We start from the raw sequence: 16440 nt of genomic DNA, 5'->3' as shown, positions 1-16440 counted from the left end.
AGTTTACTTGTTGAATATCCCTATTCTCGAATGCTATTGGGTCGTGCAATTCTTCCTTCTCCATCACCTCGTTTAGGGTTCAGTTTTCAACTTTATGGTTTCCGTACAATATGCAGCACTGCCCAAATCATTTAAGTTGTCCCGATCGCAGAATGCTGACGATTAGCCACAGCCCAAGGAAGCTTGCTGCCGCAAACAACACATCGCTCACCCAATACACTTGGCTCGATTGAGTATTGGCAGAAATGATTGCCGCTCCAATAATCAACGCGCCGACAACCACGCTAAACGACAGGCGATTTGCCGACGAATCTAGGGTGCGGCGGAGCGGCTCAACTTCTCGCACAGACAGATTCCATTGCAGGGTTTCAGACGTGACGCGATCGAGCAACAATTCCACTTGGCGGGGAGATTGGAGAGACAGATTCTTGAGATCCAACGCAGTTCGCAGCAAGGCAACGAGCGGGGCTTCGCCCACGATTTGGCGCTGAAACACTTCGGTCATCATCGGGCGGAGCTTGTTTGGAATGTTGAAGTTTGGATCAAGCGATCGCGCAATGCCTTCTAGATTGGCGATCGCTTTGGCGCACAGTCCCAAATTTCCGGGAATCCGGATCTTATTATTGCGCGCCACTTGCAGCACTTCATACACCAGCTTGCTGAAGTTGACTTGAGTAATATTTAAGCTGTAGTAGCGGCGGAGTAACTGATCAAATTCGGTTTGGAGTTTGACGCGGTTGATCGGGTTAACCGAGGGCGCAAGTTGCAAAACGAGTTGAGTGCAGCGCTGAGCATCGAGATTGACGATCGCTAGCACCAATTCCAACAAAATCTGCTGCGTGCGGGGGTCGATGCGCCCGACCATGCCGCAGTCAAACAGCGCTACTCGCCCATCGCGCAGATAAAACAAGTTGCCAGGATGAGGATCGGCATGAAAGAAGCCATCTAAGCAAATCTGCTGAAAGAACGCCCGCAGCAGCAGGGTAGAAATTTCTTCCCGTTCGCGATCGCTATCACCCTCAAAGGCGGGATTGGCAAACGTGGCAGCCAGCAGGGGAACGCCATCGAGCCATTCCATGACGATCAGCTTGTCGCTGGTAAATTCCCAGTAAATCTCTGGAACGGTGATCTGTTTGGGGTCAAACCAGCGCGTGTTGCTCAAGTTTTGGCGTAGCTGATCGGTGTAATGGGCTTCTTGGGTGAAGTCCAGTTCGGTTCTGAGGGCTTGGGTAAATTCTTCTGCGATCGCAACAATATCGTAGTACTGCCCAAAGTCGGTTTGTGCCACCAGTCGGGCAATCAAGCGAATCAAGGTAATGTCTTGCTCGATCACTGCCGACAAGCCCGGACGCTGCACCTTCAGCGCCACCTCACGACCATCTTTCAACGTTGCCCGGTGAGTTTGAGCGATCGAGCCTGCTGCCACAGGCTGCAACTGAATGGCTGAAAAGGTTTCGTCTAGCGGTAAGTGGAGTTGCTTTCGCATGACAATCTCAATCTCTGCCCACTCGACCGGCGGCACTTCTGCCTGAAGCGTAGACAGCGCCTCAATGTAGTCAGGGGAGAGCAAATCAGGGCGAGTGCTCAGCAACTGACCTAACTTGACATACACCGGACCTAGCTCTACCAAAATATTTCGCAGCACCTTGGGCGGGGGGAGCTTTGGCTCATCTACTTTGCCGCCGGTGAGCAGACGTCGCATGTAGTCCCAGCCATTGCGGAGCACAACTTCAACGATTTCTCCTTGGCGAGAACCAGTCTGAACGATGCGTGAAAACATAGTAGAAATTGTGTAGATGTCAAGATGCGCGTCATCGGCAGTCTTCCTCACCGTAGCTTAAATCTGGCTTGCTGAAAGGGAAATTGCTCTCTAGATAGAAAGGGGGGGACTGATCGGCGCTCAAACAGGGGGGTAAACCGTCCTGATAACCGCCCCTCAAGTGCCGAAAAACGAGCTAGGGTGAGATTATCGATCGGGTTGAAAGCGAGATGCGGCTATGAATCGAATCTGGAGTGTCGCTGGGAAGGTGACAGGCAGTTTGTTTTTGGTAAGTGGCGGAACTGTTTCCATCGGCATTGTGTTGGCGATGCTGTTGAGCCACCCACCGGGATGGGCGATCGCAATCCTTTACACGCTGCTGATCTTTTTTGGCTTAGCGCCCTCTGCGATCGGGGGACTGCTGCTTTACATGAGTTCGATTGCTAAACGCCGCTCGATTCAAGATCGCTTCTTCCGTTTGCTGCAATTGAATCAAGGTCGAATTTCCCTCGTTGAGTTTGCTAGTGCAGCGCGGCTAGAACCTGCGATCGCGCGGCGGCATCTTGATCAGTGGGCACGAGAGTGCTTTGCCGACTTTGAAGTGACGGATACGGGGGATGTATATTACATCTTTTCAACCGAACCGCTTAAGCTACGCTCTGCTACTGGATTTGAAGCCTTTCGCCAAGCTTTGCGCGAGTTAGATCGCTCGTTCTGATCCTGTTTCTTTAGAGAGAAAGAGGCGCGATCGCAGGTGAGGACGATCGGGTTTGCTGCTACTGGGGGCGTTTAAGCCGATCAATTTCTTGCTGAAGTTCTTCAATTTGCTGCCGCAAATGAACTGCATCTTCTGGCTGGGCATCTACGTTAACAGCCCCTTCTGACCCGGCTCGGCTGTAGGTGCCTTGGCGAATCTGCTGAAATTCGGGTGAGGTAGACCACTCTTGCAGATAGCGGACGCGCTCAACGGTGAAGGGATGAGTGAGAAAAATGCCGCTCGACACGTCGTTGTAAAGAAAGAATTTATAGACCTGGTTGAGATTGTCTTGATCGAGAGTGTGGTAGCGATCGCTCTGTTTGGCAAATTCTTCAATGCTGAGTTCGTGGGCATATTTTTGGCTGCCGCCCGCCAAACGCATCATGCTGTACAGGACAGGGTTGAGGTCATCCATCACTAGCAACGCCGCCCGATCGGCAGAGAGTTCGGCTTTGCGGAGCCATTCATAAAACGAGAGGAGCAATCCGGTGCTGATCAGGTTGCTGAGTCCGAAGGTGAAGTCGGCCAACCCTGCGATCGCCATGTTCACCCACATTGCCATCTGAGTTAGGGTGGTGTGCCCACATTTGAGGTGACCCAGTTCGTGGGCAATGACAGAGCGTAATTCTGCTTCGCTCAACAGATCCAGCAAGGCAGTGTTTAAGACGACGCAGGGGCGTTCTTGCCCAAGGGCGTAGGCATTGACTAGGGGGGCTTGAGAGACGAATAAAGCCGGTTCTGAGGCAATATCCAACGATTGCAAGCATTCCCGAAAGATTTGGTAAATGCTGGAATATTGACGGACGCCGACTTGAATGCTGTTTCCGGTGAGATACACCAGGCGCGGACGCTCGTAGACAAACTCGATGAATTTTCGGGCTACGAGATCGAATCCGGGAACGCTGCGGAGGGTTTGTTCGGCTTGGTAATCTAGCGGGTGGCGAAAGGCGGCGCTAGAAATTCCGGGATAGGTGGGCATGGGGAAAAGGAATAGGGCAGCGACTCTTTATTTTAGACCTTCGACTTCCATAGCAATCCTTTTTAAGATGTAAAAGTTTAAGGTGTAAAAGCTGGAGGGCAGGAACGCGCAAAAGTAAACATCCCTCTCCTAGGGAAGAGGGAACTAGAGGGCTTGCTTCCTTTCTCGAAGTTATTTAACCCCCGATCCTAAGCGGCGTTGGGCTTTCTCAAGTTGCTTTTGGGCAAAGACATCTCGCGGATTAAGCTGGCTGGCTTTGCGATAGTTTGCGATCGCGTCATCGACTTTATTTTGCTGATACAGCACATTGCCTAACCCGAAGTAGGCATCTGCCACCGTAGGATTGAGCCGGATAGCGGTTTGGTAGAGCGCGATCGCTTCTACTCGTCGCTGGTCTTCGTTGGAACTGTCGCTGATAACGCTGGCATAGTTGAACGTTGGATCAAGGCGAACCAGTTCTCGCGCCGAAATCGCGATGCTCTCTTCGATTTGGTTTTGCCAGATGAGCGCATTTCCCAAATCAACATAGGCTTTGTAGCTCCAAGGTTTATTGGGTGCTGATTGGATCAGGGCGCGAACGGTGTTGAGTTGGGCGACTAGGGCATCGCGATTGGCGCTCATGGTTTTGATTTGCGATCGCAGGGTTCGGATGTGGTGCGATCGCACGGTTTGGATCTGCGATCGTTGTGCCACGGCTTTATCCAAATAGCCCTGAAGAGTGCTATTTCCAGGAGCCGCTTGGACGGCTTGTCGATATAAAACAATTGCCTCATCTAGCTGACCCTGATCATGCAAAACGCTTGCTAATCCTGTGAGGGCACTGAGGTTTTTCGAGTTAAGCTCAATCGCCTTTCTAAAAACGTGTTCGGCTTCAAGATAACGATCTTCTTTTCTTGCCTCCCATCCTTTTTTCAGGAGTTGATTGATACTTTCTGCCCCCAAAACTTGAGGAACTCCTACTACTAAAAGAGATAACAAAACAACGGGAACAACTTGTGCGAGTTTCATTTTACCTATGTCGAATGTGGTCGTAGACCGCCGTGTAATTCTTGGCGGGATCATGCCAAGAATAATCATACTCCATTCCTTGAATTGCAAGCTTCTCAAATTTGCTGCGATCGCTACCCCACAAGTCAAAAGCGCGACCCAATGCTGACTCTAAAGCGTTAGTATCAGTCTCATAAAATACATAGCCATTCCTCGTTTCTAGCGGATGATTCTGATCGTAATCACGGTCGAAAACAGTGTTAACTAATCCTCCGACCCCCCGCACAATGGGCACGGTTCCATACTTCAAGCTAATGACTTGTGTCAAACCACACGGTTCGTAATTGCTAGGAACAATAATTAGATCTGATCCGGCATAAATTAGATGAGATAATTCTTCATTAAAACCAAGCTCGATATGGCAATCTGGGTTGTTATTCAGGAAGTTCTTTTCATGATGAAACCAATCGTTAATCTTCGCTTCTGTTGCCGATCCAAGTAATATAAACTGCGCGCCTCGATGCAGCGAATAATACATCGCATGATGCACAAGATGAACGCCTTTTTGATCGTCTAAACGCCCGATATAACAAACAATTGGCTTTGTTTCGTTGCGGAGTAAAAGACGTTCTCTGAGGGCTTTAGTGTTGTATCGTTTCTGCTCAAAGGTGTCTTTGCTGTAGGGCTGCGGAATGTAGCGATCGCACTCTGGGTTCCAGAAGGTGTAGTCTAGCCCGTTGAGAATGCCGCCAAATTTATCTTGATAGCGATCGAGGGTGGAACCCAAGCCATAGCTGATATCTGTGTGCCGTGCTTCCCAAGCGTGGTGCGGCGATACCGTGTTGACGTAATTGGCGTATACAATGCCGCCTTTCATCAGGTTGATGGCAAACGGGTTGAAGTTATCCCGCAGTTTGTCAGAGTCAAAGTAGTATTCTGGGCGGTTTAAGTTGGTGGCTGTTAAGACTTCGGTTCCGGCTGTGCCTTGGTGCTTGAAATTGTGAATCGTGTAGCAGACCCGCTGGTTTTCCATGCCGTGGTATTTGTAGATTTCGTACAGCAGCACGGGCACTAAGCCGGTCTGCCAATCGTGGCAATGAATCACATCGGGGCGTTTGTTGCTTTGCTGCAAAAATTCCATGGCGGCTCTGCTAAAAAAAGCAAAGCGCAGGTTGTCGTCGTTGCAGCCGTAGTAGCAGCCGCGATCGAAGTACCTGTCCTGAGAGTGGGGTTCGATAAAGAAGCACAGTTGCCCATGCACCCAACCGCAGTAAACAGAGCAATGCACTTTGCCACCAAACCAAGGCACCAACAGATCGTCGTAGGCGCTGTGCAGCCCCCAGATGTGGTCATATCTCATGCAGTCGTATTTGGGTAAGACAACCTCGACGCAGTGACCTTGGGCTTCGAGTTCGCGGCTTAGCCCATAAACGACATCTCCCAACCCTCCCGCTTTGATCACGGGCGCGCATTCCGAGGCGATTTGGACGATATACATTTCTACCCTCGCTTAACAAAAATTTATTTCTTGCGTCTTCCATTCAATACGGAAGGTTTCTCTTTTGCAAGCCGAACCCGACGGATAGAGCACTGGATCTAAAATCTTCCGCAAGATTAAGACTGTTAAGGAGAACGATCTAGACTTCAAGAGGAACGACATTGAGCGATCGCACATGACACTGACACAGGTTTGGGGTTCTCTGCTAATTTTCGTGCTGTGCCCGGTTTTGGGCGGGCTGCCACTCATTGAGTGGATCACCTATGCGCTGGCTCGAAAACGGTTGAGTCGCATTGGGACAAAGAATGTTAGCGTTTCAGCCGCGTTCTACCACGGCGGAAAAGTGGCGGGAATTTTGGCGGTGGTGTCGGAGGCGTTAAAGGGAATTCTGGCGGTGGTGTTGGCGCGATCGTTCTTCCCGAATCAGCCTGAATGGGAACTGATTGCGCTGATTGCCCTTGTGTTTGGGCGCTATTGGATCGGCAAAGGCGCAGGCACCACCAATGTAACGTGGGGCTACATTGTGCATGATCCGATCACGGCGTTTCTGACGTTTCTAATTGGAGGTATTGGATTTACGATTTTACGAGAGCGGCAGCTAGGGCGGTTTGCAGTGCTGATGTTGTTTCCCCTGATCACCGCTGCCCGACATATGGACTCAGCCTTGATTGGGGCGTCTATTTGCCTAGCAGGGCTGATGGGATGGATTTACACTCAGATGCCTGACGATCTTGATCTGCAACCCAATACGGCTCAGACCGATTCACAAACCATGTTTAAATTTTTTCGCGGCGATCGCGCTATTTTGTCCCTCGACCAACCGCTGCGCGCCGATAAAGTGGGCGAAAAAGCGGCGACGCTTTCCCGGCTCAAACTGTTGGGCTATCCGGTGCCGATGGGGTGGGTGCTGCTGCCCGGAGATGACCCACAGCCGTTGATCGAGCGCTTGCAGCCGTCGGAGCAAGATCCGTTGGTGGTGCGATCGTCAGCGATTGGCGAAGATTCAGAACTGGCATCGGCAGCCGGACAGTATGAAACGGTGTTGGGCATTACGCAGCGATCGCAGTTGTTACCCGCTATTACCCACTGTTTGGCGTCGTACGATCAGCCTGCTGCGGTGAACTATCGCCGCGATCGCGGCATGTCTGACACGTCCATGGTGGTGCTGATTCAGCAGCAAGTTCGGGGCGTGTTCTCAGGGGTTGCCTTTAGCCGCGATCCGATCGCTCGTCAAGGCGATGCCGTGGTGATCGAAGCGTTACCGGGAAGCGCCGATCGCGTGGTATCGGGGCAAGTGACGCCAGAAAGCTATCAAGTCTTGGTGTCTGGGGCGCTAGCTTCAGATTGGAGGCTGCCCGACGAGCAAACCCTAGAAGTGCAAGGGCGGGGAAACGTGCCGCCGCGATTAATTCAGCAGGTGGCGTATCTAGCTCGACATCTAGAACAGCACTATCACGGCATTCCTCAAGATATCGAGTGGAGTTATGACGGGCAAACGCTGTGGCTGCTGCAATCGCGACCGATCACAACCTTACTGCCAATTTGGACTCGTAAGATCGCCGCCGAAGTGATTCCGGGGGCAATTCGTCCGTTAACGTGGTCGATCAATCGTCCGTTAACCTGCGGCGTTTGGGGAAGGTTGTTTGCGCTGGTTTTGGGCGTGCGATCGCAGGGACTAGATTTCAACGAAACCGCCACTCTCCATTATTCTCATGCCTACTTTAATGCCACGTTGTTGGGGCAAACATTTCTGCGAATGGGGCTGCCACCAGAGAGTTTAGAATTTTTAACTCGGGGCGCAGCGTTCAGTAAACCGCCGCTATTCTCAACGCTGAAAAATATTCCAGGATTGCTAAAGTTAATTGGTCGAGAATTGAGATTAGAGAAAGATTTTCAACAAGAAGCACAACACTATTTTTCGCCTGCATTAACACAATTTGCAACCTATCCTACAACAGAACTTTCTCCCTTAGATGTGTTGAAGCGAATCGACACTATTTTAGATCTGCTCAAACGGGCGACTTATTACAGTATCCTTGCACCGCTAAGCGCAGCGTTACGAGCGTCGATGTTTAAAGTTGCAGAAGACGAGATTGATAATAGCCGAACGCCGGAAGTTGCGGCACTGCGATCGCTGCAAGACATTGCCACCTGTGCCAGAGCACTCGACAGCGCAACCGCCCTCAACACAGAAACCATGGACGCGGCTCATCTGTTTCAACAGCTAGAACAGACGCCCCAAGGGCAGCAGGTGTTGGGCAAATTTGAGGCGTTTCTAGAGCAATATGGCTACTTGAGCGAAGTTGGAACGGATATCGCCGTCCCCACTTGGAGAGAAGATCCAACGCCGCTCAGGGCAGTGTTTGCTCAGTTTTACCTCAATCCTACCGAGCGATCGCAGACGCCCACGCCGCGATCCGGGCAAAGTGTGCCCCGGCAAAAATCGCGGGTACAACGTCGAGTCGATCTAAAAGGACGGGTGACGGAAGTGTACAGCCGGTTGTTGGCTGAGTTGCGCTGGAGTTTTGTGGCGCTAGAACAGCACTGGTTGCAATCTGGGGTGCTAGAGCGACCGGGTGATATTTTCTTTCTCACCTACGACGAGGTTCGACATGCCATCGACGCAGAGCCTGCTTCCATCGGCTCTCGTGAGATTGAGCACCGCCGCGATCGCTTTGAGCACGATCGCCACCTCGCCCAAGTTCCACAGTTGGTCTATGGAGACGACCCGCCCGCACCAAAGCTCGAAACGTGGCAAGCCTCCGAAACCCTGCAAGGCATTGGTGCCAGCCCAGGGCAGAGAGAAGGACGCATTCAAATCCTGCGATCGCTCTCTGCCGCAGTTCGCCTTGATCGCGATACGATTTTGGTCGTTCCCTACACCGATTCGGGCTGGGCGGCAATTTTGGCACAGGTCGGCGGATTGATCTCAGAAGCAGGCGGCAGGCTTTCCCACGGGGCGATCGTCGCGCGGGAATACCGCATCCCCGCTGTGATGGATATTCCCAACGCCACCAGTCTCCTGCGCGACGGGCAACAGGTGCGAATCGATGGGCAACGTGGCACAGTTGAAATTTTGTAGCCCCAGTGCCCCATCACCCCGCCTCAACTCCTTCGACCTTGCAGAGGCTCCGCAGATGAGAAACTGCTGCAAAAATGCTCGATTTTTCTGAAAATGTCGTAAACTTTTGTTAATAGCAATGGGTTAATAATACCGCCTGCACCGCCATGACGACTCCCGGATTTGGAAAGAAAGTTCATAAAGAAAAAAAGCAGTCTCAGGGCACCTCAAAGCGAGACCAAGCCTCGAAGCAGTACGATGAGTTTAAATCGAGTGGGCTGCCAGAATATGAGATTTACATGCGCGTCAAAGATAAAAAGCCGTGGTTTCCCGTAGGCGCGATCGCGGTGAAACGCTCTAGTCAGATCAACGCGGCGATCTACGGCAACGAAGAAGAACTCCTCAAAGGCGCATTTCGGCTATTTCCAATCTTGCGGAAGAATCAGGGCAATTTGGACTATGGTTATCGCCTCAAAGAATTTAAAGATGAAGAGATCGAGCTTGCCACCCGTCCGCCTGCCACTGTGTTAAACGGGGTGCAGCAAGCGATCGCACAAGTGGGTGACAAAGTGGGTTCACTGTTCAAGAAAAAAGACTAATTTCATGTTCTCAGGATCGGCAAAGCAATAGCGCCAGCCCAAACTCGACTTTATCTAGTCGAAACCAGCCGGGTTTAGGCTGCCCGTTCCCGACGCAGGGGTAGACGAGACCTGGGTAGTGGGGGATTCTCTGCCGCAACTGCTCATCGCTACCAGCGCGGCTGCTACAGCAACTCTAGTTAGAAATGTGCGACGGCTGAACACGATTGCGAATCGTGTTGCCAAAAAAAGCAGCCGATTGGGAACCAAATGCAGCAGCAAATGCCTGATCCAACCCCCCCCGCTTCTTTGATCAACTCTTGGCAGAGCCGCTTGCGATCGGGCGAGCCATCGCTAACATTGTGCAAAAATAGGGCTTCTTTGAGTTCAACTTGGGTCAGCGTGTCAGCAAGATCTAGGGCTTGCGGTTGGTAAAGTCCCATCGTGATCAGATCGTCAATTAGATCGGTGGGCGTTTGCGGCATTCCCTCCGTAAAGCGCCAATGCTCATCTGAGACATGCTGCCCCCCGCACGGGCAATTACCCGATCGTTGCAATGGTTGTTCTAACCGCGAATTGTAGACTTACAAAACGGTAAGATATCGGTAACCAGCGAAATCGGGGTCGGCACGATATTTAGCCTTTTGTTTCCGGTTTAGTGCTTTTTCGTTTCTCACCTACCAAGTCTTGAGAGTGCCGATCGTCTAGAGTCTTGGTCTAGCACCTTATTATTGCCAACGGTATAGCTTATGAGCTTTGATCTCAGTCATCTGTTTTTAGAGGGCAACGCGCCTCAGCACGAAATTGAACCTGATCTTGAGGTTGCAGGCGCGATCGATGCTTTTACGAGTTTAGAAGAAATTGACCCAACCGCAGACTGGGCAGACGTGTTGGCTGCATCTTGGGGAGTTCCATGCTCTGCATCGCCCATAGACTTATAGTTAGCGTAGACTTATAGTTAGCGTATAGTCAGCGCTCCGCCGATTTCGCTTTCATCGCTTTGGCTGAGATAGGCTTAGGTGCGATCGCGCTGAGCGGCATATCCGAACAATCGCTATACCTGCTATATGCTATGAGGCATGCTATGAGGCAGCCTGTAGCCATCACAGCGCTTGTTTTTCCGGCGGTTTGGGAGCGGGTTTTGATTTTAGAACGGCACTACTAAAACCCTATTTCCCAATACAAAATCGGCTGAAAATTCGATTTAAAACCGATTCGGTCACATCTTCACCCAAAATTTCACTGAGAGACTGAATGGCCATTCTTAGATCGATCGTCCAAAAATCTAAGGGGAGTTGATCTGCGATCGTAGCTTGCACTTGTTGAAGCGCTATTTTTGCGTTGGTCAAGGCAGCCGCTTGGCGCTGATTAATCGCAACGTCGAGATTAGCTGCTTGAAGTTGCCCAGTTTGGAGGGTTGATAAGATCGTCTGCTCTAGCTGATCAATGCCGTGATGGTGAGCGGCGGCGGTGTGAACTGTTTTTTGGATGAATGGGGGAGAGTCAGGAGGGTGGGCAGGGTCAATTAAATCGATCTTGTTGATCACAAGAATTAAGGGACGGTCGGCACTTACCTGGTCATAAATTTCTTGATCGGCGACCGTCCAGCCTGCTTGTGCGTCGATCGTCAACAACACCAAATCGGCGCGTTGGGCAGCAGAGCGCGATCGCGCTACGCCAATTTTCTCGACTTGATCTTCGGTTTCGCGAATGCCAGCCGTATCCAAAACTTGCACTGGAATCCCGCCAACGACAAGCTGAGACTCAACCACATCGCGGGTCGTGCCTGGAAGAGCAGTGACGATCGCGCGATCGCTGCGGCTCCAAGCGTTCAAAAGGCTCGATTTTCCAACATTCGGGCGACCCACGATCGCCACTTTCAGCCCCGTCCGCAGCAGTTCGCCTCGGTCTGCCGTTGCCAATAGTTGCGTCACATTGTCTAGCACCTGTTCTAGTTGCGATCGAATGGCAGATTCATCCAACGGGGGCAGATCGTCTTCAAAATCAATCCGGGCTTCAACCTCTGCCAAAATGTCTAAACAGTTAGCTCGGAGGTGGCGAATCGGAGCGGCTAATTTGCCTTGCAACCCTGCGATCGCGCTTTGAGCCGCTTGCTGCGATCGCGCCCCAACCAAATCTGAAATGCTTTCAGCTTGAGATAGATCTAATCGACCGTTTAGAAATGCTCGCAGCGTAAATTCTCCGGGTTGGGCTAGTTTAGCACCCTCCTCAAGGCAAAGGTGTAAGACTTGCTGAACTGCCATAATTCCACCGTGACAGTGAAATTCAACCACGTCTTCGCGAGTGTACGATCGCGGGGCAAACATCAGCAACAACAACGCTTCATCGATAATCGTTTGTGTTTTTGGATGACGAATAAATCCGTATAAAATGCGATGGGTGTCCCACGGTTGCTGACCCGGAGCATGAAACAGGATTTGCGCGATCGCAGTAGCTTTTTCGCCAGATAGTCTGACAATGCCAACGCTGCCCTGTTCGGGCACAATTGCAGTTGCGATCGCGGCAATAGTTTCTCTCATCGGATATCAGATTTCCAATCGGAATTGACTAAGCTAGTTAAGATATGATCCTCCCACTTCCCATTAATCAGGAGGTAATCTCTAGCATAGCCTTCTATCACAAATCCTAGCTTTTTTAGCACACTCGCACTCCGCCGATTGTGGGGCATATAATTGGCATTAATTCGATGCAAATTTAACCCCTCAAACAAATATTGAATTCCCGGCTGCAACGCTTCCGACATGTAGCCATTTCCCTGAGCTTTTTTAGCAAGACTATAGCCCAAACTGCACGAATAAGAGACGCCCTGAACCATTTGCGTAAAATTAGCTGTCCCAATCACTTTTTTAGGCTCTTCTTGATTAAATATAAACAGCCGAAGCGAGCGATCGTACCCAAACTCAATAAGGCTTTTCTCGATTTGCTGTGCCCAAAAATCTTTCATGTAAAAGTTTCTGGGTCGAACGGGTTCAAAGGGTTCGAGAAAGGCTCTATTTTCTTTATAGTACTCAAGCACTGAGGAAACATCTTGTTGAGACAACAACCGAACAATCAGCCTTGAAGTGACAAAAACGGGGGGTTCTAGCATTCTTTTAGAACTCTCTACGAGCGAATTCTAGTCAGCAAATCATAGAAAGGTTGCCAATCATCTTGTTGCACAATTGGCTCCCAAATTGCCTCAATCTCTGGACGGACTAATCCGACTTCGGAGTTATATTGGCGCAAGCGATCGCTGATTTGTGTAGGATCATCTGCAACAAGATTTAGGGCTAAATGATATGTTTCTCGCCATTGATTCAATAAATTTATAAACTCGTCAGAAAGCGTGACTTCGCTGAACATATAGCTGGGGTTTTCTCGCCACTGGGGTGAAAATTGATCCGTCAGTTTCCAAAAGAAATCGTGATAGTCAACCTGAGATTCCTTTAAAAACTGAACGGTTAGCACTACCAACTTTTTTGCAATAGAATCTTCTACCTGATCAAATCCTAATCGGTAAAGCATCCTTTGCTGATACGCTTCTTCGTAATACTGATCGAATGCAGATAGGCTCGTTTCTAAATCAGGTAATGCAATCACTCGCTTTAATGGAGCTTGCAACATCTCTAAATTCCAACGGCAGATAGAGGGTTGATTGGCGTAACTATAGCGCCCATAGTAATCGAAATAAGCGGCTGTAAACGTTGGATCATAACTTGGAATAAACCCGTAAGGACCGTAATCAAAACTTTCTCCTGTAATCGACATATTATCGGTATTCAAAACTGCGTGGCAAAATCCAGCCGCCATCCATTGGGCGACTAGCGTTGCCGTTCGCCGAACTAATTCTGAATAAAATAAGGCGTAGCGATCGCGATCTTCTAGCAAATGTGGATAGTAATAGTCGATAACATGATCTAGCAACACCGCGATCATATCTTTGCGATTTAGCCGATCTAACCGCTCAAATGTGCCAAAGCGAATGTGCGATCGACTGAATCGAATCATTACCGACGATCGCGTCGGAGATGGCTCATCTCCTCGCCAGAGCCGTTCGCCCGTTTCGATCAAACTCAGGCATCGCGATGTCCGAACCTTCAACCGATGCAGCATTTCTGCCGCCAACACTTCTCTGACGCCGCCCTTGAGAGTCAGCCGCCCATCCCCGCCTCTAGAGTAGGGCGTTCTTCCCGATCCTTTGGTTCCAAAGTCATACAGTTCGCGATCGCGGCTCTCTACCGATGCACCGCCCCCCCGAACTTGACCATACAAAAAGCCTCTGCCATCCCCCAACGCTGGATTGTATTCCCCAAACTGGTAGCCGTGGTAGCGCATGGCTAAAAATGGCTCTCGCCCTTGAAACTTGCCGAAGGCTTCAATAAAGTGCTGATCGCTCACTGTTTGCGGGTCAAGCCCCAACTGTGCCACAACATCGTTATTGCGAAATCGTACAATGTGCTGCGGAAACTCTGCCGCCGCCACAAGCTCAGAAAAATCGTTTCCCAAACGCTCGAAGGCAGGCTCGTAGTTGAGTGCTAGTAACGGATTGTGCTTAGCGATCGAAGACATGAATGGCGAAGAGGTAGTTTCTTCGATCCTAAAGCTTATTTGCAGTTCGCAGGTAAGAAATTGCTGTTTCTCATGGGATGGGAGATCCTCATTAAGACATAAATTATCCAGATTTTGTACACAGTATACAAAATTGCCGCTTAAATAGGATGAAACGATGGCTCCGCATTCGCTGATACCCCAGTGCCAAATTACTCGTTTTTTGTATCAGAAACAACAAACAAATATCGATAAACTGCTCCTGTACCAATTTCAAGGACAGGAACGCAGCCATCGCAAATTAAGCTACAAATTAAGGATTTTCTATGCCATCGACCAGCCCCCGCGCCGCCAAGCCCCCTGTAGCCAAACAAACTGTAGCCAAACAACCTCAACTGTTGTATGGGCTAGACGATCGCCCTCCGGTGAGAGAGTCTCTTTTTGTCGCAGTGCAGCATGTCTGTGCCATCTTTATTCCCATCGTGACGCCAGGGCTGATGATCGCAGGTGCTTTGGGGCTAGATGCCAACACCGCCAGCTACATTTTAGGGATGTCGCTCTTTGTGTCTGGGCTGGGTACGTTCATTCAGGTGCGCCAGTTTAGAGGGATCGGCTCTGGCTTGCTCAGCATTCAAGGAACGAGTTTTGCGTTTGTGACTCCAATTTTAGCGATCGCAGCAACCTCGCTTCAGCAAGGAAAAACTTCGGAAGAAACGCTGTCGCTGATCTTGGGGCTATGTTTTTGCGGTTCCCTGGTTCCGATCGTGTTGAGCCGATTTTTGCATTTAACCAGCAAACTCTTTACGCCCCTAGTGACGGGCACGGCAGTCACGCTGATTGGGTTGTGCTTGGTGAAGGTGGGTATGTTTTATATGGCAGGTGGCGGGGCAGCCGTTGCGATCGCAGCCCATGACCCTGATAGCCCCCTCGCGTTTGGCAGTTTACAAAACTGGGCACTTGCGATCGCGGTGTTTGCGATCGTCGGTGGGTGTAGTGCCAGTTCCAACCGCTATCTTAGAATGGGATCGATTATCGTTGGGTTGCTAACTGGTTTTGTAGCTTCTATAGGTTTAGGCATTGCAGACTTTAGCCACCTTAGCAATTTACCTTTGTTAAATGTTCCGATGCCGTTCCGATTTGGCTTAGCGTTTGACGGAGCAACTTTCATTTCTTTCATCATCATTTATCTGGTTCTGACGCTCGAAGCGTTGGGTGATATCACTGCTACATCCCTGGTTTCTGACCAGCCCATTGAAGGAAATGTTTATATTCATCGGCTCAAAGGGGGTATCTTGGGCGATGGCATCAATTCGCTCATTGCTTCGATTTGCGGTACGTTTCCAATTGTGACTCCGGCTCAAAATAATGGCATCATTCAGCTTACAGGGGTTGGCAGTCGGTATATTGGGTTTTATGTTGCAGGAATTTTAGCTTTTCTGGGTCTATTTCCGTGGGTGGGCGGAGTGCTGTTAGCAATTCCAACATCTGTATTTGGCGGAGCTATTATGTTGATGTTTGGTAGCGTTACCGTTGCCGGATTCAACATTCTCCGCGAAGTTGAAATTGATAACCGAGCATTTATTATCCTGGCTGTTTCGTTAACGAGTGGGCTTGGTGTGACGTTTGCTCCTGAGGCGTTACAGCATTTTCCTAGCGTTGTAAAAAGTGTTTTAGAATCTGGAGTTGCCACTGGCTCGATTTGTGCTCTTGTGCTGAATCTTGTATTACCTCAGTCTGAAAGATTAGTCCCTTTTTCTAGGGCAACAACCGAAACTGAAGTTTTTCCAAAAAGATAAATTATACCAAATTGATTTTCACTGCAACAGATCCTCGCCCCCCCTGCCTACGGCTATCCATTAGACAGAAGCCGATGTAATGTCGAACAGAAGCGGGTTCTAGAAATGGGTTGTGCTAGTTCCAGACCCTGCAAAGGATTCAAGATCTCGCTGACTTTAGAGCATTTGATCGCGGAAATCGAGAGAATCGGAATTCGGCACAGCCGTAGGGGTTGGAATCGGGGAAAACCTGACTGATTAACCCAGCGCAACCCAGCGCTAGAACCCTCATGTTAGTTGGCTTTGCAAGACTTCTGCCTAATGGATAGCTGACTAAAGAGGGGTTGGGGGAGGTCGCACATCTGTAGCATTTACAGATTAATTTGGTATTACCTTGATGAGACGATTAGAAATAAATGATGACAAACACACAAGATTACAAACACACAAGATTACAAACACACAAATTGTCTTGGCTGCTCACAAAAAAGATAGAAC

Annotated in this window: 14 protein-coding genes; 6 read left to right on the top strand and 8 right to left on the bottom strand. The window is 50.0% G+C overall.

Annotation, left to right across the window (positions count from 1 at the left end; all coding sequences use genetic code 11):
* Positions 1-127: 127 nt before the first annotated feature.
* Positions 128-1780 carry an ABC1 kinase family protein gene (locus GS601_RS13310; protein ID WP_162423773.1) on the bottom strand — a complete coding sequence of 551 codons (1653 nt, stop codon included), beginning with the start codon at positions 1778-1780 and terminating at the stop codon, positions 128-130.
* A gap of 217 nt (positions 1781-1997) precedes the next feature.
* Here GS601_RS13310 and GS601_RS13305 point away from each other — a divergent pair, with 217 nt between their 5' ends.
* Positions 1998-2477 carry a hypothetical protein gene (locus tag GS601_RS13305; RefSeq protein ID WP_162423772.1) on the top strand — a complete coding sequence of 160 codons (480 nt, stop codon included), beginning with the start codon at positions 1998-2000 and terminating at the stop codon, positions 2475-2477.
* A gap of 58 nt (positions 2478-2535) precedes the next feature.
* Here GS601_RS13305 and GS601_RS13300 read toward each other — a convergent pair whose 3' ends face one another.
* From GS601_RS13300 to glgA, 3 genes are all read right to left on the bottom strand, one after another.
* Positions 2536-3495, bottom strand: coding sequence for a M48 family metallopeptidase (locus GS601_RS13300; RefSeq protein ID WP_162423771.1), 960 nt, complete (start codon positions 3493-3495; stop codon positions 2536-2538).
* A gap of 171 nt (positions 3496-3666) precedes the next feature.
* Positions 3667-4503: a tetratricopeptide repeat protein gene (locus GS601_RS13295; protein ID WP_162423770.1), complete on the bottom strand. Its 837-nt coding sequence runs from the start codon at positions 4501-4503 to the stop codon at positions 3667-3669.
* Position 4504: 1 nt separating this feature from the next.
* Complete coding sequence (glgA, locus tag GS601_RS13290; RefSeq protein ID WP_162423769.1) at positions 4505-5980, bottom strand: glycogen synthase GlgA; 1476 nt, start codon at positions 5978-5980, stop codon at positions 4505-4507.
* A gap of 175 nt (positions 5981-6155) precedes the next feature.
* Between glgA and GS601_RS13285 the strand changes: the two genes are divergently transcribed.
* Together GS601_RS13285 and GS601_RS13280 are read left to right on the top strand one after the other, a co-directional pair.
* Positions 6156-9062, top strand: a complete 2907-nt coding sequence (locus tag GS601_RS13285) for a glycerol-3-phosphate acyltransferase (protein ID WP_162423768.1) — start codon at positions 6156-6158, stop codon at positions 9060-9062.
* 146 nt (positions 9063-9208) lie between these two features.
* Positions 9209-9640 (top strand): HHL1-like protein, encoded by a 432-nt coding sequence (locus GS601_RS13280; RefSeq protein WP_162423767.1) that lies wholly within the window; start codon positions 9209-9211, stop codon positions 9638-9640.
* Positions 9641-9819: 179 nt separating this feature from the next.
* On the opposite strand, the gene GS601_RS13275 is transcribed toward GS601_RS13280, so the two are convergent.
* The gene (locus GS601_RS13275) at positions 9820-10104 is read right to left on the bottom strand and encodes a hypothetical protein (protein ID WP_238393253.1); all 285 of its coding nucleotides are present in this window, start codon (positions 10102-10104) and stop codon (positions 9820-9822) included.
* A 264-nt stretch (positions 10105-10368) separates the two neighbouring features.
* Here GS601_RS13275 and GS601_RS13270 point away from each other — a divergent pair, with 264 nt between their 5' ends.
* Positions 10369-10560, top strand: coding sequence for a hypothetical protein (locus tag GS601_RS13270; RefSeq protein WP_162423765.1), 192 nt, complete (start codon positions 10369-10371; stop codon positions 10558-10560).
* A 59-nt stretch (positions 10561-10619) separates the two neighbouring features.
* Entirely contained in the window at positions 10620-10784 is a 165-nt protein-coding gene (locus tag GS601_RS13265; protein WP_162423764.1) for a hypothetical protein, read from the top strand.
* A 4-nt stretch (positions 10785-10788) separates the two neighbouring features.
* On the opposite strand, the gene mnmE is transcribed toward GS601_RS13265, so the two are convergent.
* From mnmE to GS601_RS13250, 3 genes are read right to left on the bottom strand one after another with little or no spacing between them, the layout of a single operon-like run.
* Complete coding sequence (mnmE, locus tag GS601_RS13260; protein ID WP_162423763.1) at positions 10789-12159, bottom strand: tRNA uridine-5-carboxymethylaminomethyl(34) synthesis GTPase MnmE; 1371 nt, start codon at positions 12157-12159, stop codon at positions 10789-10791.
* Positions 12156-12728: a ribosomal protein S5-alanine N-acetyltransferase gene (gene rimJ / locus GS601_RS13255; protein WP_162423762.1), complete on the bottom strand. Its 573-nt coding sequence runs from the start codon at positions 12726-12728 to the stop codon at positions 12156-12158. Before rimJ ends, mnmE begins: the two co-directional genes overlap by 4 nt.
* Before the next feature lie 14 nt (positions 12729-12742).
* A complete protein-coding gene (locus GS601_RS13250) occupies positions 12743-14188 on the bottom strand; it encodes a protein adenylyltransferase SelO (RefSeq protein ID WP_162423761.1) in 1446 nt (481 codons plus the stop codon).
* 305 nt (positions 14189-14493) lie between these two features.
* On the opposite strand from GS601_RS13250, the gene GS601_RS13245 reads away from it, so the two are divergent.
* A complete protein-coding gene (locus GS601_RS13245; RefSeq protein ID WP_162423760.1) occupies positions 14494-15963 on the top strand; it encodes a uracil-xanthine permease family protein in 1470 nt (489 codons plus the stop codon).
* Positions 15964-16440: the final 477 nt, after the last annotated feature.

Source organism: Myxacorys almedinensis A (assembly GCF_010091945.1).
GTDB lineage: Bacteria > Cyanobacteriota > Cyanobacteriia > Leptolyngbyales > Leptolyngbyaceae > Myxacorys > Myxacorys almedinensis.
This window is presented reverse-complemented; position numbering and strand designations above follow the sequence as displayed.